The organism is Acinetobacter sp. L-24 (assembly GCF_056857555.1).
In genome coordinates, this window is record NZ_JBSXNI010000044.1 from 60,011 (window position 1) to 76,102 (window position 16,092).

At 42.5% G+C, this 16,092-nt stretch carries 19 protein-coding genes and 1 tRNA gene; 8 read left to right on the top strand and 12 right to left on the bottom strand.

What is annotated here, in order from left to right; genetic code table 11:
- Positions 1 to 14 precede the first annotated feature (14 nt).
- The 4 genes from AC13CK_RS11830 (at position 15) to AC13CK_RS11845 (ending at position 3,573) form a co-directional block, all read left to right on the top strand.
- Entirely contained in the window at positions 15 to 668 is a 654-nt protein-coding gene (locus AC13CK_RS11830; RefSeq protein WP_114540900.1) for a hypothetical protein, read from the top strand.
- 304 nt (positions 669 to 972) lie between these two features.
- A complete protein-coding gene (mltB, locus tag AC13CK_RS11835) occupies positions 973 to 1,974 on the top strand; it encodes a lytic murein transglycosylase B (protein WP_425878936.1) in 1,002 nt (333 codons plus the stop codon).
- 288 nt (positions 1,975 to 2,262) lie between these two features.
- Positions 2,263 to 2,877, top strand: coding sequence for a septal ring lytic transglycosylase RlpA family protein (locus AC13CK_RS11840; RefSeq protein ID WP_004279046.1), 615 nt, complete (start codon positions 2,263 to 2,265; stop codon positions 2,875 to 2,877).
- 240 nt (positions 2,878 to 3,117) lie between these two features.
- Entirely contained in the window at positions 3,118 to 3,573 is a 456-nt protein-coding gene (locus tag AC13CK_RS11845; RefSeq protein ID WP_224215549.1) for an Mpo1 family 2-hydroxy fatty acid dioxygenase, read from the top strand.
- Positions 3,574 to 3,606: 33 nt separating this feature from the next.
- Here AC13CK_RS11845 and AC13CK_RS11850 read toward each other — a convergent pair whose 3' ends face one another.
- From AC13CK_RS11850 to rpsB, 3 genes are all read right to left on the bottom strand, one after another.
- Entirely contained in the window at positions 3,607 to 4,107 is a 501-nt protein-coding gene (locus tag AC13CK_RS11850) for a DUF3465 domain-containing protein (protein WP_482831228.1), read from the bottom strand.
- A gap of 145 nt (positions 4,108 to 4,252) precedes the next feature.
- The gene (gene tsf / locus AC13CK_RS11855; protein WP_004279049.1) at positions 4,253 to 5,128 is read right to left on the bottom strand and encodes a translation elongation factor Ts; all 876 of its coding nucleotides are present in this window, start codon (positions 5,126 to 5,128) and stop codon (positions 4,253 to 4,255) included.
- Between the two features lie 142 nt (positions 5,129 to 5,270).
- Positions 5,271 to 6,017: a 30S ribosomal protein S2 gene (gene rpsB, locus AC13CK_RS11860; protein ID WP_004279050.1), complete on the bottom strand. Its 747-nt coding sequence runs from the start codon at positions 6,015 to 6,017 to the stop codon at positions 5,271 to 5,273.
- Positions 6,018 to 6,224: 207 nt separating this feature from the next.
- Between rpsB and map the strand changes: the two genes are divergently transcribed.
- Both map and AC13CK_RS11870 read left to right on the top strand, forming a co-directional pair.
- On the top strand, positions 6,225 to 7,052 hold the full coding sequence (gene map / locus AC13CK_RS11865; RefSeq protein ID WP_004645609.1) for a type I methionyl aminopeptidase: 828 nt from the start codon (positions 6,225 to 6,227) through the stop codon (positions 7,050 to 7,052).
- 254 nt (positions 7,053 to 7,306) lie between these two features.
- Positions 7,307 to 8,542 carry a pyridoxal phosphate-dependent aminotransferase gene (locus tag AC13CK_RS11870; RefSeq protein ID WP_005106458.1) on the top strand — a complete coding sequence of 412 codons (1,236 nt, stop codon included), beginning with the start codon at positions 7,307 to 7,309 and terminating at the stop codon, positions 8,540 to 8,542.
- Positions 8,543 to 8,605: 63 nt separating this feature from the next.
- Here the strand turns inward: AC13CK_RS11870 and AC13CK_RS11875 are convergent, their stop codons facing one another.
- Positions 8,606 to 9,928 carry an MATE family efflux transporter gene (locus AC13CK_RS11875; protein ID WP_425878932.1) on the bottom strand — a complete coding sequence of 441 codons (1,323 nt, stop codon included), beginning with the start codon at positions 9,926 to 9,928 and terminating at the stop codon, positions 8,606 to 8,608.
- A 288-nt stretch (positions 9,929 to 10,216) separates the two neighbouring features.
- Here AC13CK_RS11875 and AC13CK_RS11880 point away from each other — a divergent pair, with 288 nt between their 5' ends.
- A complete protein-coding gene (locus AC13CK_RS11880) occupies positions 10,217 to 10,654 on the top strand; it encodes a PaaI family thioesterase (RefSeq protein WP_005247499.1) in 438 nt (145 codons plus the stop codon).
- 36 nt (positions 10,655 to 10,690) lie between these two features.
- On the opposite strand, the gene AC13CK_RS11885 is transcribed toward AC13CK_RS11880, so the two are convergent.
- The gene (locus AC13CK_RS11885) at positions 10,691 to 11,146 is read right to left on the bottom strand and encodes a hypothetical protein (protein ID WP_005247501.1); all 456 of its coding nucleotides are present in this window, start codon (positions 11,144 to 11,146) and stop codon (positions 10,691 to 10,693) included.
- A gap of 236 nt (positions 11,147 to 11,382) precedes the next feature.
- Here AC13CK_RS11885 and AC13CK_RS11890 point away from each other — a divergent pair.
- Positions 11,383 to 11,458 (top strand) — tRNA-Asn (locus tag AC13CK_RS11890).
- A 195-nt stretch (positions 11,459 to 11,653) separates the two neighbouring features.
- Here the strand turns inward: AC13CK_RS11890 and AC13CK_RS11895 are convergent.
- From AC13CK_RS11895 to AC13CK_RS11925, 7 genes are read right to left on the bottom strand one after another with little or no spacing between them, the layout of a single operon-like run.
- Complete coding sequence (locus AC13CK_RS11895; protein ID WP_005247503.1) at positions 11,654 to 12,307, bottom strand: MiaE family protein; 654 nt, start codon at positions 12,305 to 12,307, stop codon at positions 11,654 to 11,656.
- 13 nt (positions 12,308 to 12,320) lie between these two features.
- Positions 12,321 to 13,046, bottom strand: coding sequence for a pyridoxine 5'-phosphate synthase (gene pdxJ, locus AC13CK_RS11900; RefSeq protein ID WP_004645617.1), 726 nt, complete (start codon positions 13,044 to 13,046; stop codon positions 12,321 to 12,323).
- Between the two features lie 13 nt (positions 13,047 to 13,059).
- Positions 13,060 to 13,770: a DNA repair protein RecO gene (recO, locus tag AC13CK_RS11905; protein WP_153566590.1), complete on the bottom strand. Its 711-nt coding sequence runs from the start codon at positions 13,768 to 13,770 to the stop codon at positions 13,060 to 13,062.
- A gap of 11 nt (positions 13,771 to 13,781) precedes the next feature.
- Positions 13,782 to 13,979, bottom strand: coding sequence for an NF038104 family lipoprotein (locus AC13CK_RS11910; protein ID WP_425878929.1), 198 nt, complete (start codon positions 13,977 to 13,979; stop codon positions 13,782 to 13,784).
- Positions 13,980 to 14,015: 36 nt separating this feature from the next.
- The gene (gene era / locus AC13CK_RS11915; protein WP_409666626.1) at positions 14,016 to 15,044 is read right to left on the bottom strand and encodes a GTPase Era; all 1,029 of its coding nucleotides are present in this window, start codon (positions 15,042 to 15,044) and stop codon (positions 14,016 to 14,018) included.
- The gene (gene rnc / locus AC13CK_RS11920) at positions 15,044 to 15,742 is read right to left on the bottom strand and encodes a ribonuclease III (protein WP_004279062.1); all 699 of its coding nucleotides are present in this window, start codon (positions 15,740 to 15,742) and stop codon (positions 15,044 to 15,046) included. The genes era and rnc overlap by 1 nt, the downstream gene beginning before the upstream one ends.
- Positions 15,714 to 16,085 carry a DUF4845 domain-containing protein gene (locus tag AC13CK_RS11925; RefSeq protein ID WP_253158645.1) on the bottom strand — a complete coding sequence of 124 codons (372 nt, stop codon included), beginning with the start codon at positions 16,083 to 16,085 and terminating at the stop codon, positions 15,714 to 15,716. The genes rnc and AC13CK_RS11925 overlap by 29 nt, the downstream gene beginning before the upstream one ends.
- Positions 16,086 to 16,092 lie beyond the last annotated feature (7 nt).

The following is a 16,092-nucleotide window of genomic DNA, read 5'->3' on the forward strand; positions in this document are numbered from 1 at the left end:
ATTGAGGTTGAACAATGCCATTTTTTGGGTTTATTCCTTCTGCAGAGCTTTTAAATACAATTCAGACTGCACAAAAAAACAAAAATTCAAGTGAGCCGCTTTACCCATTACGTGATAAAACCGCATTGATGATTAATGATGAAATTATTGATGCGATTCTCACCGAGCTGGTGCGTCGCTTCCCTGCCAGTGATAAACGCGATACTGCGGAAAAACTGGCTGGCTATATCAAGTCGACTGTTGCGGTTTTGCTGAAGCAGTTATTGAGTAAAGCGCCGAACGATGTGGTCAGAGAGTCGATTGCATTCTCTGAGCGCAGTCTGTTTAAAGATCCTGAAGGAAATTTCCGCATTGGTGAGTCACTGGATGCCAATCTGGTGACAAATTTAAAACATCATTATGCGGAGCTTAAAGCCGGTCAGAGTATCGATAAACAAGCGTTCAGCAACTTATACAAGCAATTTGGTGAAGCGACAGTCCGACATTTTATGGTCGACTTTAATAAAACCCTGGATCTTGGCATGATCAAACGCAAGGCAGCAGATATTGGCGCATCTGCAGTGATCAAGGCCATCAATATGGCAGCAGATAAAATTATTCTGAATTTGAATAAAGATGAGCTGCGCGCCATGGCCGAATATCATGACACTTTGTTCTATACAGAATAGTTTTGGATAGCATGGTTTCAAGATTTTCTACAAATCTTGAGGAATTAGCCTGACTTCGGTCAGGCTTTTTTATGATCAGTGAAATAGCTTGTTACAGATAAGCGGCTCTATAAGACAGACTGCCGTAAAAATAGCCAATCCATCGCTATTTTTGTATAAGCGGCTAGGTCTCTTATTCATCCGAATGTTATCTTTAATCTGGCACTTTAAGCCCCACGATTGAAAAAATTTATCAATCTTTTTCATGGCATGATTCAAATGACATCGCCAGCAACTCATCAAAAAAACTGGAAATCGTAGCAAGATGTTGAAATCGGATTTTTATAAAAAGTTTAAGCAGCTTTCAATCGCACTTACCGCATTTGGTCTCAGCAGTTTGAGTCTGGCCAACGATTTCCAATATCACCCTTCTTATGCCGCTTTTAAGCAGAACGCCATGCAGAGCTATGAGCTGAGTGCCCAGCAAGTAGATTCCGCCATGAGCGGGACGCGTAATTTGCCTAATATTATCAATATCATGAATCGCCCAGGTGAAAGTAAGCCTTGGTATTCGTATAAAACTAACTTCTTAGCTGAATCTACCATTCAGCGCGGCGTACGTTTTAAACAGCAATATGCAGAAACGCTTAACCGTGCTGAACAGCAGTTTGGTGTACCACAGGCGATCATTCTGGGCATTTTAGGTGTAGAAACCGGTTTTGGTAGCAACAAGGGCTCTTTTGTCACTCGTGATGCCCTAGCAACCTTAGGGTTTGGCTATGAACGTCGTGCCCAGTATTTTCAGGATGAACTGGCTGCTTTAATTGCCTGGTCATATAGAGATGGTGTTGCCACCTCTTCTGTGGTGGGTTCGTATGCCGGCGCTGTTGGCTATCCGCAGTTTATGCCGAGCAACATTCCCAAATTCGGCGTGGACTACGATGGCAATGGTCATATTGACCTGCGTAACTCAGCGGTAGATGCGATTGGCTCGATTGCCAACTATCTGGCACAGCATGGCTGGCAGCGTAATCAGCCGATTGCCTTTCCGGCACGTTATACCGGTTCAAATCCCGATGCTGTGATTGCCAAGGATCTGACTCAACCTATGCCTTATGGTGTGTTAAAAACGCAAGGCATTAGCCCAATGAATCCAATCGTAAAAATTGACGATCTGGATCTAGTCAATGTAATTCAATTACAAGAAAATTATGGCTCGATTTACTACATCACTTATCCAAATTTTCAAGTGATTACCACCTATAATCGCAGCCGTATGTATGCCACTGCTTTGTGGTTATTAGGTACCGAAATTACCAGCCGTTAACACTAAAAATTAATACAAATTATGAAAGTCAACATTTTTATGGGTTAATTTGTGCGTATTTTAAGCATTTTTAATATTATGTTACAATATTGATTATTTTTTGATCAATCATTGTTTATTTTGCGTTCTTTTTTTAACTATTTTAATTAAACACTAGACAGGGTATTGCCGGCATGAATATTATCCATTTCGTTAAATGTAGTTGCATAAGTTAAATATCAGGCATGTTTACATGGTTTTTCAGCCATTTATGAATAACCAATAGATATGCTGTTAGGAGTTGATTCGATGCATTCTTCAATTTTGAAGTCTTTTATGGCCATTGCCACGATCGTCACGCTGACGCAATCGCAGGCAGATATGGTTCCGTCATCTTCATTCACCAATGAAAATGACAATTCGCGTCTTGCCACGCGAGTACTCAATAAAGAAGCTCAAAGCTTCAATTCAAATTTCACAAATTTGAACAGCCTTTCAATCACTGAGCGTTCTGGCGATAAAGTTCGCCGTGAAACCATTGCAGCGAAAATTGAACTTCCTGCAGAAGAGCCTTCAGTGATTGAAAAACTGAATACAGTGGCTTCTAATACTGTACGTAAATTCAGTCAGACAGGTACAGCGTCTTGGTATGGTCGTCAATTCCACGGCCGTAAAACTGCAAGCGGTGAAACCTTTGACATGAACGCAATGACAGCTGCCCATCGTAGCCTGCCATTGAACTGCTATATTCGCGTAACTAACCGCAATAACGGCAAGAGCGTCGTGGTTAAAGTAAATGACCGCGGTCCTTTCCATGGTAACCGTGTTGTTGATTTATCTTACGGTGCTGCGAAACAGTTGGGTATTACCAGTGCAGGTACTGCAAAAGTCAGTATTGAACGTGTCGCTGGTCCAAATTCTTAAGATTTGACCTGCAACACATTTAACAAAAGCCACAGCAATGTGGCTTTTTTATTGTGCTCATTTTCTAGAAGAATATAAACGCTCCTGCTCCGCCCTATCTTAAAGTTCTTTCAAGAAAATTTTGGTAGGCTCATCCTGCCTGATAAAATTCGCTCGCTTGCATGATTAACTTTTGACCATATCCGGATTCTGCTTTATATTTCCAGATAAGCAAAACATGTTCATGGAATGGAGCGAAGAATGAAAACAATATCTGAATGGTTTGATGAATATAGTGACAGCCATCAAAATAAAACCAATAAGCTGATTCACTGGGTCTGTGTACCGACTATCTATTTTTCGATTATTGGCATTCTGGCGCATTTCAGCGCTTTGCTGACTACCCTGCTACTGGTTTTGGCTTTTATCTTCTATGCACGCCTAGATCTTGTTTTGGCAGTAGCGATGGCTACGTTGACTTTGGTCATGGCCTGGCTCATCTGGATTCTGCCAGTCGGTACCGGTTTCTTTATTGCCCTGTTTGTCTTGGCCTGGATTGGCCAATTTTATGGGCACAAAGTGGAAGGTAAAAAGCCTTCATTCTTCAAAGACCTCCAATTCCTCCTCATTGGCCCAATTTGGTGCATGGATGCCTATTTAGGTAAAATCCTACCGAACTGGAAATCACGCCATAACAGCGCAATTATGAGCATTTAAACGCTATATTCGATTTACCCAATCGGAAGAACCTTATTGATAGGTTCTTCCTTGATGTTTTAACCAGCCAGCGACATGTTTTCGTGCAGGGTCATGATGCGTCCAGTGAATCACCCCACCCTTGTCACTGTATTCATATTCTCCATAAAACTCAACCTGATCCTGTTTTTGAATGTTCTGAATACGCGGCGCCAGATCGATATTATGCGCAATCAGTACAGTTTGACCATTTGGTAATTCGAGAATAAACTTTTGATGACGCGATCCTTCATGATCATCTGGCAAAACGGCAATCACCTGCCCGCTTGAACGCACCTGTAGATCACTCTGACGCTGTTGAAACGCCCGTGCAATTCGGTCCAGATCATCAGTCGTTTGAGAGGGTACTAAATTAGGCTCTGAATCAAGCGTTTCAGTTGTAGTATCAGATGCGGATGGAATAAGTGGTTGGGATTGTTGTAGATCCAGGCCCAGATAAGCAGCAATCAACAGTGCAATGACTGCACCGATGCCCAGTTTGGTTTTATTTGGCATTTTTATAACTTTTTTATTAAATGATGAATACATGATCTGAGCTCTATCACCAAACCCAAATCCTATTCTTGAATTGCTGATGAAGAATAAATCAACATAAAAAAGCCCCATCAATCAGATAGGGCTTTTTCTAATTCCTAAGGAATTATTTTGCAGCAGCTTGAGCAGCAGCAACTTCTTCAGCGAAGCTCATTTCTGCTTTTTTCTCAATGCCTTCACCAACTTCGAAACGAACGAAGTTTGCAACTGTAGTACCAGTTGCTTTAAGAACGTCTGCAACTTTCTTATCGTTGTCGATTACGTACATTTGACGCTCAAGCACAACTTCATTCAAGTATTTCTCAACAGAACCTACAACCATCTTCTCAACGATATTTGCTGGCTTGCCAGATTCAAGTGCTTTCGCTTCAGCAATTTCTTTCTCTTTCGCGATAAGCTCAGCAGAAACGCCTTCAGCATTTACAGCAACTGGGTTGAACGCAGCAACGTGCATTGCCAAGCCTTTACCTGTAGCTTCATCACCAGTGTAAGAAACAACAACACCGATTTTAAGACCGTGTTTGTAAACTGCAAGGTTTTCGCCTTCAACAATTTTCGCACGACGTACTTGGATGTTTTCACCGATCTTTTGAACAAGAGCGATACGCGCTTCTTCAACAGTTGCACCATCTTCTAGTTTCAATTCAGCGATTTGAGCAGGATCAGTTACGTTTGCAGCAAGTGCAGCAGCAGCAACTTTCGCAGAGAAACCAGCAAAGTTTTCGTCTTTTGCAACGAAGTCAGTTTGACAGTTAACTTCTAGAAGAAGTGCTTTGTTGCCGTCTTGAGCAATTGTGATTGCGCCGTCAGCAGCAATGTTACCTGCTTTTTTAGCAGCTTTAGCTTGACCAGATTTACGTAGGTTGTCGATCGCTAGTTCAACGTCGCCGCCCGCTTCTGTCAAAGCTTTTTTACATTCCATCATTGCAAGACCAGTACGATCGCGCAATTCTTTAACCATGCTTGCTGTAACTGCAGTCATGTTTATCTCCTAAATTCGGTAGAAAATGAATTCTTTTTAGAACAGAAACGGCCCAGAGGAGTTCTCATGGGCCGCCTGCATACATAACGCTTACTTTGCCACCATCACATGTCGCAAAAATGACAAGCTAGCGTCAAACGCATTAAGCCTCAGAAGCTGGAGCTTCTTCTGCTTTAGCTTGTGCATTTGCTTGTGATTGAGCATATTCTTTACCAGCAAGAATCGCATCAGCCATAGCAGAAGCATAAAGTGTTACTGCACGGATCGCATCATCGTTACCCGGGATAACGTAGTCTACGTTGTCTGGGTTAGAGTTTGTATCAACGATACCAATTACAGGAATACCAAGGTTCTTCGCTTCTTTGATTGCAATCGCTTCGTGATCAACGTCGATTACGAATAATGCGTCAGGTAAACCACCCATGTTTTTAACGCCGCCTAAGCCACGCTCAAGTTTTTCCATCTCACGAGTACGCTCTAGAGCTTCACGTTTAGTCAGCTTAGCGAAAGTACCGTCTTGAGATTGAGTTTGAAGGTCTTTTAAACGGTTGATAGATTGGCGAAGTGTTTTCCAGTTCGTCAACATACCACCTAACCAGCGGTGATCTACATATGGTTGACCAGCGCGTTGAGCTTGTTCACGGATGATTGCAGAAGCTGCACGTTTAGTACCAACGAACAAAACTTTGTTCTTTTTGCTAGCCAAGTTGTTAGCAAAGTTCAAAGCATCATTTAACGCAGGAACAGTGTGCTCAAGGTTGATGATGTGAATTTTGTTACGCGCACCAAAGATGTAATCACGCATCTTTGGATTCCAGAAACGAGTTTGGTGACCAAAGTGCGCGCCAGCTTGAAGAAGGTCGCGCATGCTTACGTTGTAATCTGCCATTTTCTTTACCTTAAAGTTTGGGTTAGGCCTCCATATACCCGCATTCTCCACCCTAAAGGGCACCCAGAGTAATGTGTCGATATATGTGCGGATTTTTTTGCCTCATCGCACAAAGCCCGTGAAATTTATTCACGAAAAAGCATTTGATAAAATGGGCGGCTATTTATACCATAGTCACACACAAATTTCCAAAAGTTTTTAGAGATCATGAACAACACTTACCAAGCTCCACGTCGACTCATCAAAACCTCTGACGAAATTGAAAAAATGCGTGTGGCAGGGCGACTGGCGGCAGAAGTTTTGGATATGATCAAACCGCATATTGTTCCGGGTGTCACCACTCTGGAACTTGATACGATTTGTCATGACTATATTGTCAATCAACAACAGGCGATTCCTGCATGCTTAGGCTATGGCGCTGCACCGGGTCGACCTGCCTTCCAACATACCATTTGTACTTCTGTGAACCATGTGGTGTGTCACGGCATTCCATCAGACAGTAAAAAATTGAAAAAAGGCGACATCCTGAACATTGATGTGACCGTGATTAAAGATGGCTATCATGGTGACACCAACATGATGTACATCGTGGGTGGTGAAACCACTATTCTTGCCAACCGTCTATGTAAGGTAGCGCAAGAAGCCATGTACCGGGGTATTGAAACTGTAAAACCGGGTTCAACCATTGGCGATATTGGTCATGCCATTCAGCAGTATGTTGAATCCGAGCGTTTTGGCGTGGTACGTGAATATTGTGGTCACGGTATTGGTACAACTTTCCATGACGAACCGCAAGTGCTGCATTATGGTCAGCCAGATACCGGCATGGTACTTGAAGAAGGCATGACCTTTACCATTGAGCCAATGGTCAATGGTGGTGACTGGAAAACCAAATTACTCGGTGATAAATGGACAGTGGTCACCAAAGACCATTCATTGTCAGCACAATATGAACATACGATTCTGGTGACCAAAACCGGCGCGGAAATTTTAACAGCACGCCCGGACGAAGATTTGTCACGCTTTAGTGCGTAACCACAACATCAACAACACAAAATGGTCACTTTAAAGTGGCCATTTTTATTTTATATTTCATGCATTCGTATGCATGACCGAGATGTAAAAAGTCTCCCCTTGCCTGCTTCCAGCGCATCGAAATTCAAGATAAAGTTCGGCCAATACACCATTTTTTCCTTAAAGTTTTCCAAATTCTTTTGCCCTATCTGCACCATTTTAGGCTAAGATAATGTGCTTTTTATTTTTTAATCCCTATAAGAAGGAATACTGCCGTGGACGTACGTCTCTCTGATCGTGTGAATGCCATCAAACCGTCCCCTACGCTTGCTGTGACCAACAAAGCTGCTGAATTAAAAGCTGCAGGTCACAACGTGATTGGTTTGGGCGCAGGTGAACCAGATTTTGATACCCCTCAACACATCAAAGATGCAGCAATTGCAGCGATTAACAACGGTTTCACCAAATACACCGCTGTTGACGGTACGCCAGGTCTTAAAAAAGCCATTATTGCTAAATTCAAACGCGACAATAACCTAGACTATGCAGCAAACCAGATTCTGGTTTCTTGTGGTGGTAAGCAATCATTCTTTAACTTGGCCCTTGCTTTATTAAACAAAGGTGATGAAGTCATCATCCCTGCACCATTCTGGGTAAGCTACCCGGACATGGTGATCATCGCTGAAGGTGTTCCTGTTATTGTGAAATGTGGTGAAGAACAACGTTTCAAAATCACCCCTGAACAATTAGAAGCTGCAATCACTGACAAAACACGTCTAGTAGTATTGAACAGCCCGTCTAACCCTACAGGTATGATCTATACCAAAGCTGAGCTTGAAGCGCTGGCTGACGTACTTCGTAAATACCCAGAAGTGTATATCGCATCTGATGACATGTACGAACCAATCCGTTGGGATGACGAGTTCTACAACATCGCAACAGTTGCACCAGACCTTTATGACCGCACGATTGTGTTAAACGGTGTGTCTAAAGCTTACGCAATGACTGGCTGGCGTATCGGCTACGCAGCGGGCCCTGCTAAACTGATTGGTGCAATGAAAAAGATCCAATCTCAGTCAACTTCTAACCCAACTTCTATTTCGCAAGTTGCTGCTGAAGCTGCATTGAATGGTCCTCAAGACGTTCTTGAGCCAATGATTGAAGCATTCAAACGTCGCCATGACTTGGTTGTGAAAGGCTTGAATGATATTCACGGTATTTCTTGCCTGCCTGCTGATGGTGCATTCTATGCATATGCCAACATCAAACCGTTGATTCGTGCCAAAGGTCTTAAGTCTTGCACAGAATTCTCTGCATGGTTACTGGAAGAAACTGGTGTTGCAGTGGTTCCTGGTGATGCATTCGGTCTTGGCGGTTTCATGCGTATCTCTTACGCTACTGCTGACGAAGTACTGGTAGATGCCCTTGCTCGTATCAAGAAAGCTGCTGATTCTATCGAAGGCGTTGATGCTGCGATTGCTTCAATCGAAGCTGAAAAAGCTGCAAAATAATCTAGCTTCCTAGATAAAAAAACCCGCGAATTTCGCGGGTTTTTTTATGTTCTTCAACATGTATTAAACAGTGAGTCGTATTCGCTTATAGCTCAAGTATTTAATGAGCAAACAAACAAAACATAGACTTGCTGCAATCGTGTACGCAATACTCAACATCCACCAAAAACCATGAATCCCCAATGCATTGCTTTGCCAATTGAACAGTGTCATTGGATGATACGTCACATACCAACCACCACCTAAGCCCACGACCAGCACGGTACTGATAAAAATAAACATCGGTCTGACAATTTCTCGCCAGCAACGTAGCATTGCCAAACTAATCACCAGTAGCGCATCAAAGATATGCATCCAACACATTAACAGGATCAATGCCAAGGCTAATGTAATCACCTGCGCATTATTGCTAAATAACCCTACAATCCAACTATCTAAGCCCCAAATAGTCAACACGACAACGATAGCTATTAGCATCACAGCCATCAGTGCCCGCTTACTGAGTTGCCATGCGGCATCAATCTGCTCCGCACCAATTTGAGTCGACACCAAAATACCGAAGGCAGATGCCATCGACATCGGCAACATAAACATCAAGCCCAATAAACCAAGCATCACCTGATGTGCATTCACTACAATGTCACCCAAAGGTAAGATCAGCAAAGCAATCGCGCTGATGGCAAATACATCCACAAAAGTCACCACCGCATTGGGCAATCCAATTTTTAAAATTTTCAACAAAGTCTGCCAGTGAAAGAAAACACCAGACCACTGGATCTTTAACTTCTGCTCAAGGAAGAAAAAATAGTAAACAAACAACAGTACCCACTGCACAATCAAATGCGCCATGAATGCACCCTCAACCCCATAGCTTCTAACATAACCCTCAATGCCATAAATCAAGACATAAGCCAAAGCCACTTTGAGCAGTAAATAGATCATATTGGCGTAGAATACGCGCTTAGCCTGCCCACAGGCTTGGGTTAAAATATATAAAATACGCAACAATAAATGCGCTGGAATCGTCCAAGCCAACAGCCACAGACATGGCACAATCAATGTCTGTAAGGCCGTATCTGCCTTTAAAAAATGAAGTAAGGGAGTCGCATGATTAAACAAGTACATCGCAACAGCGGAAATCACCAGTACAATCAAAATACTTTGCTTCACAATACGCTGTATATCCGCATAATCCTGACGCCCATTGGCTTCTGCCAGTTCTTGCATCATGCCCTGTAACACCCCAATACCCGTCACAAAGCACAAAGAATAAACAGACAAACAGACTGTCAATGCAGCCACATGCTGAGGTGAAAAATGTGATAGAAAAATCACGTCGAACAAACTACTGAGCATAATAATGGCATTACTGAGAAAAATAGGCACCTAAAGATGCAGAAACTTTTTCATTACCCTATCACTCGATTTTTAATTCTTTTATAAGATTCGTTTTTTGGCAGATTATTTAGATCTGAGATATTTCATTAGAAATGTATACCAGTATCCTGCCATAACTCATTCTATTTCTTATTTTTTATAAAAATGACTTTACTCAGGTGCAGGCAATGTACTTCTTACAAAATAATCCGCCATTCCTATACCAGATTGCTATTATCGATGTCACAATTTTGAATTAAATCTCAACAACTCAAGAATAATGACAGGAAAATTACAATGAACCCAAAAGAAATGAGCGGTTTAGCATTACTGGAAGCGATGCGTGATGAAAAAATCCCGGCCCCAAGTATTAGCGAAACCATGTCGATGCAACCAGCAGTGATTAAAAGCGGACATGTAGAATTTAAGGTAAAAGCTGATCATCGACATTTAAATCCGCTTGGCGGCGTCCATGGTGGTTTTGCTGCAACCGTTTTGGATACCGTGACAGGCTGCGCGATTCATACTTTACTTGAAGCAGGTGTCGGTTATGGCACCATTGATCTGAATGTAAAGATGTGCCGCCCCATACCTCAGAATCAGCCACTGAAAGCCGTAGGAAAATCAATTAATCTCAGTAGAAATTTAGGTATTTCTGAAGGTCAGATTCTGGATGAAGAAGGTCGCCTGTATGCTCATGCCACTGCGACCTGTATGATTATTCGGACTGAATGAATATTGGTAGCCTGTACAATTCATCAGACACTTCATTTAAATAATATTACTTTTCGCCTGCCCTGCTTTAACAAATGACAAGCGTGGTCGAGTTAAGCCTTGAAACTCAAAATAATGCTTGGAAACATTGGCTAATTCCACATCTTGTGTTTGTGTTGTTGAGGCTTGCCACGCTTTAGACTGATTGGTTCCCGTCAAAAGATTGCCAGAAATGGCATAGATATAAAGGTCTTTGCCTTGCTCTTTCAGATAGTCTGCATTCAGGAAAACTTCAAAGTTAAATTGACTTTCAGTTTCTACCAACCATTTTTCTGCAAACCATAATTGCAGCAAATCACCTAAATAAAGTGATTTTTGCGCCAAAGGCCATAGCGTGATATGAGCGTCTTTAACCGGGATATAATACTGTGCAGGATCAGCAATAATCTGAAGATAGTTTTCTTGATAATAAGCCAGTTGAGAGAAAATTTGAGGGATGCTAAGCGTATTCATTCGCTGTCTCCGGTTTAGCCATTTTTGTGCTGGCAAGTAGGTTTAAATCCACACTGTTTGACCATTTGGTCAAACGACTTTATGGTTTTAATCTAGCAAGTGAAATTTATTCTGACAAGTATTTTTCGTGAAATTTATGCAATTGCCTAAATTAAAAACAGACAGGCTGTATTTATAATAAATATGATAATTTTTGCTTGACCCCTGTCAAAATCTCTCTATAATCGCTTTCAGATTCTCCAATAGCTCAGTCGGTAGAGCGACGGACTGTTAATCCGCAGGTCCCTGGTTCGAGCCCAGGTTGGAGAGCCAAATTCAAGAAAGCCCACTCATCATGAAGTGGGCTTTTTTATTACTTAAAATTTGACGGCTTGTTATTTTCAACTATTTAAAATGAATAATTATTTTCAATCCCTCATAAAACTCGATATATAAATACCCCTCTTTTAAAATTTCGAGATATAAAAAATCCCCCATAGATGGAGGATTTTTAAGCTGTCACCGAGATTAAGCCGCTTGAGCCGGAACACCGCTATGAAAACGGAAAGTTTCATCAGGCGTGAGAATTAGCTGTTTTTCAACTTCACGAATATGCAGGATTCGCTCCTGAATATCCTCTTTCGGATTTTTCAGTTTCGCTGTGGTAGCCACATCCATCGCCAAAGCCAGATAGTCTTCAAAATGGCGAGATTCGGACTTGAGCAGGTAGCGGTAGTAACGTGCCAATTCATCATCAACACGCGAAGCAAGCGCGTAAAAACGCTCACAGGAACGCGCTTCTACAAAGGCACCAATCACCAAGACATCAATCAAGGCTTCAGGTTCAAAAGTCCGGATTTCCTTACGCAAACCACCGGCATAACGCCCTGCACTCAAGTTTTGCCAAGCCTGACCGCGCTTGTTCATCAATTCAAGCACTTGCTCATAATGCAGCATTTCTTCACGCACCAGCTGTGCAAGCTTCACCTGTAGATCAACAAAATAGCTATAGCGAAACATCAGGTTCATGGCCGTGCTGGCTGCTTTTTTTTCACAGTTGGCATGATCTTGCATCAAGATTTCAAGATTTTCGACCGCCATATCCAGCCATGCTTGCGGTGTTTCACAACCGAGGAAAGCAATCACCGGCTGCATCAGTTCATCATAATTAATATTCGACATAATTACTCTAATCTTAACGCGCTGACTTAATCACGGCTTTCATTTGCTGAACCGCTTGTGCCAGACCAACAAATACCGCATCCGCAATTAAAGAATGACCGATATTGAGCTCATGAATCTGTGGAATCGCAGCAATCGGCGTCACGTTATCCAAATTTAAGCCATGGCCCGCATTTACCACCAAACCTTTAGATGCAGCATATTCAGCACCTTTCACAATGCGTTCCAGTTCCGCTTGTTGCGCTTCTGGAGTTTCTGCATCGGCATAGGCGCCTGTGTGAATCTCAATCGTCGGTGCACCACAAGCAACTGCTGCATCAATTTGTGCAAAATCGGCATCAATAAATAAAGATACATCACAACCAATGGCTTCCAGCTCTTGAGTCGCGGCTTTTACAGCATCAAAATTACCCACGACATCCAGACCACCTTCAGTGGTCACTTCCTGACGTTTTTCAGGAACAAAACAAACATGCTGTGGCTTGATTTCCTTGGCAAAGGCGATCATTTCATCTGTTACCGCCAACTCAAGGTTCATACGGGTTTTTAACGCAGGACGCATACGACGCACATCGTCATCCTGAATGTGACGACGGTCTTCACGCAAGTGCAAGGTAATGCCTTCTGCCCCTGCCTGTTCGCAGATCAATGCAGCATTGACTGGGTCTGGGTACGTCGTACCACGTGCTTGTCTTAATGTTGCGACATGGTCAATATTGACACCAAGTAATGCAGCCATAATCTTTTCCTAACTACGATTGAGATTGAGAGTTTTGAATCCAGAGTTGTCGACTTTTTAATGGTCGATCACCAAGCAAGGCCGTGATCGCCTGTCGATACAGTTTCGTCAGTAATTGTAACTGTTCCGGATTAAAATCCCCACCATTTTCATACGTCAACATGCTTAAAATCTGTTGACCGGATAGGGTGGAGCGTAAGGCTTTGGCCGATGGCATAAAGCCGGCATTGAGCTGAAAATAATAGTGCTGTTGTGGATCAATCTGCGCCTGATTGGCATCTACCGAAAAATCCAGACCATAACCGAGTTCTTCCAGCAAAACATGCTCAAACTGGCGCAAGATCTGTTTTAAATATAAATTTGGATTAGATTGTACGGATAATTGCTGTAATGCAGTTAAGGTCTCAGCATATTTGGCAAAAGTTTGCGGCATTTCGACTTCTAAAGGACATAACCGCAACAGGATTTCATTCAGATAAAAACCCGAAAAAAAGGCATCGCCAAAAAAGAAAATCGGCTGATTGACAATTTCCAGTTTAGTAAAATTTTTGAGTTCGGATTTACCTGAAGCTTGCAAACGAATGGGCTGATATTGCGGTGGTGGCATTTGCCTGAGAATGCCGTCTACCCTGCCATATTCTTGGGTAAATAAATGCACAATATGACTGCGTTCACGGTACTTACGATGATGAATCAGATAGCCATGCAGTACTTCGTTACGCATAAGCGGGTACTTTAATCCTTATCTTTTTTTGATTTTTTATCATCTTCTTCGTCATCCCCATCCGGGATCACTGCGCCCACAACAGCCGCAGTACCTTTCACTGCGACTTTTGTGGTTTTATAAGCCACCTTGATAGGAACCGTGACCACTTTATGAATACAGCCTTGCAGAAATAAAACACATGCAACCACTGCCAACACTTTCATCATCACAGATTCCTCGAAGGGTCTTATCAAGCTTATCGCTTAGATATCACTATAACCTAAGCTTTTTAATGCACGTTCATCATCAGACCAGCCACCTTTGACTTTCACCCAAAGGGTTAACATGATTTTCTGTTCGAACATTTTTTCCATGTCGAGACGCGCATCCATACCGATTTTCTTCAGTTTGACACCTTTCTCGCCAATCACAATGGCTTTTTGGCTCGGACGATCGACAAAAATCGTGGCATCAATATAGGTACAGGCAGCTTTCATACGACCAGTTTTTTCATTCAAGACCGGCTCTTCAGTTTTGAATGATTCGATCTGAACGGTCAAATCGTATGGAAGCTCTTCCCCCAGCTGACGCATGATCTTTTCACGGATAATTTCAGACGCCAGGAAACGCTCTGAACGATCGGTCAGTTGATCCAGTGAGTATAGTGGTGGCTGGAACGGAAGATACTTGGCAATCGTGTCACGTAAATGTTCAAGATTGGCACCACGAAGCGCAGATACCGGTACGATTTCCGCAAAGTTCATCAGCTTTTCGCGTTCATGAATCAGCGGCAAAGCTTCGTTCTTGTTTTCAAAAGTATCGAGCTTGTTGATCACCAGAATCACTGGCATTTCAGCATTTTTCAGCTTTTCCAGAACCAGGTCATCATTTGGCGTCCACTTTTGTGCATCCACTACGAATAAAACCAGGTTCACATCGCGTAAAGCCGAATGTGCCGCACGGTTCATCATTTTATTGATGGCACGGACTTCTTTTTTATGCATCCCCGGTGTATCGACAAATACCGCCTGAGATTTTTCACGTGAATCAATCCCCACGATTTTATGACGTGTAGTTTGTGGTTTACGTGAGGTAATCGAAAGTTTTTGACCCAGAATATGGTTCATTAAGGTAGATTTACCCACATTCGGGCGACCTACAATGGCAACAAAACCACTACGATAATCTGATGGGATCTCGGTGCCTTGTGCACTAAAAAATTGACTAATAAGGTCGTGACTGTCGCTTTGCGACTCGTGATCAGCATCAATGTGATCGGAATGAGTAGTCATTAAGACTTATGCTCCAAAAGTTTCAAAATATCCGCCGCAACGGCTTGTTCAGCAAAACGCCGGCTCGCGCCTTCGCCTTGCATAGTCGGTAATCCCGCAATCTGGCATTCCACTTTAAAATGCTGATTGGGTGCATCACCTTGAATATCTACAACCTCGTAAACTGGGAGAGGTTTCTTACGTGCTTGTAAATACTCTTGTAAGCGAGATTTAGGATCTTTAAGCTGATCTGTCGGCTCAATATGATCTAAATAGGGCTCGTACCATTTTAACACAATCGGTTCTAGCACAGTGAGATCACCGCAGTCGACATAGATTGCGCCAATAATGGCTTCTACTGTATCTGCCAGTATAGACTCACGATGATGACCACCAGATTTCAATTCACCGGTACTGAGAATTAAATTCTGGCTCAGTTTTAAATCATTGGCGATTTTTCCTAATGCTTCCTGACGAACCAGGGTTGCACGCATACGCGTCAACCGGCCTTCATTTTCGCTTGGATAGGCATTAAAAAGATAATTCGCAATGATCATCCCTAAAAGAGAATCGCCCAGAAATTCCAGGCGCTCGTAGTTGTGTTTATGACTGACTGAACGATGAGTCAATGCCAGTTTCAGCAAATCAGCCTGTTTAAACTGATAGCCGATCCGTTTGGCAAGACGTTCATCATTTAGCTTTGACTGTGCTTTGATCAAACTCTTTCTCAAACTTCATCACTAAATCGATATTCATTATGAAATTTTTACGAATTTCATAATTCTTGTGCACCTGTAAACCATCGGTATTGGTAACTTTGGCAATTTCGTCAAACTTTAGATCACGAATATTATTCATGTCTAAACGCTGACTCATCTGTTGACGGAATGTTTCTGGCGTTATATTGGCTGGAGCGCTTTTTAACAGCGCCTCAATCTCACCATCTACCATACGATCATCGAAGTATGGCCCCCACACTGCAATCGCCACTTTTGCAAGAAATGCAAAGCCCACGATTGCAATTAAAACCCCAATATAAGAAGCACCTTGTTGATGTCTCATTTTTATT

Bases quoted from the DNA above. Each gene is read 5' to 3' on its own strand.
- AC13CK_RS11850 (WP_482831228.1), bottom strand. From the start codon at position 4,107: ATGCCAAATAAAACCAAACTGGGCATCGGTGCAGTCATTGCACTGTTG.
- recO (WP_153566590.1), bottom strand. From the start codon at position 13,770: ATGCGTAACGAAGTACTGCATGGCTATCTGATTCATCATCGTAAGTAC.
- AC13CK_RS11830 (WP_114540900.1), top strand. From the start codon at position 15: ATGCCATTTTTTGGGTTTATTCCTTCTGCAGAGCTTTTAAATACAATT.
- rpsB (WP_004279050.1), bottom strand. From the start codon at position 6,017: ATGGCAGATTACAACGTAAGCATGCGCGACCTTCTTCAAGCTGGCGCG.
- AC13CK_RS11910 (WP_425878929.1), bottom strand. From the start codon at position 13,979: ATGATGAAAGTGTTGGCAGTGGTTGCATGTGTTTTATTTCTGCAAGGC.
- map (WP_004645609.1), top strand. From the start codon at position 6,225: ATGAACAACACTTACCAAGCTCCACGTCGACTCATCAAAACCTCTGAC.
- AC13CK_RS11885 (WP_005247501.1), bottom strand. From the start codon at position 11,146: ATGAATACGCTTAGCATCCCTCAAATTTTCTCTCAACTGGCTTATTAT.
- tsf (WP_004279049.1), bottom strand. From the start codon at position 5,128: ATGACTGCAGTTACAGCAAGCATGGTTAAAGAATTGCGCGATCGTACT.
- pdxJ (WP_004645617.1), bottom strand. From the start codon at position 13,046: ATGGCTGCATTACTTGGTGTCAATATTGACCATGTCGCAACATTAAGA.
- AC13CK_RS11925 (WP_253158645.1), bottom strand. From the start codon at position 16,085: ATGAGACATCAACAAGGTGCTTCTTATATTGGGGTTTTAATTGCAATC.
- era (WP_409666626.1), bottom strand. From the start codon at position 15,044: ATGACTACTCATTCCGATCACATTGATGCTGATCACGAGTCGCAAAGC.
- mltB (WP_425878936.1), top strand. From the start codon at position 973: ATGTTGAAATCGGATTTTTATAAAAAGTTTAAGCAGCTTTCAATCGCA.
- AC13CK_RS11880 (WP_005247499.1), top strand. From the start codon at position 10,217: ATGAACCCAAAAGAAATGAGCGGTTTAGCATTACTGGAAGCGATGCGT.
- AC13CK_RS11840 (WP_004279046.1), top strand. From the start codon at position 2,263: ATGCATTCTTCAATTTTGAAGTCTTTTATGGCCATTGCCACGATCGTC.
- AC13CK_RS11845 (WP_224215549.1), top strand. From the start codon at position 3,118: ATGAAAACAATATCTGAATGGTTTGATGAATATAGTGACAGCCATCAA.
- AC13CK_RS11895 (WP_005247503.1), bottom strand. From the start codon at position 12,307: ATGTCGAATATTAATTATGATGAACTGATGCAGCCGGTGATTGCTTTC.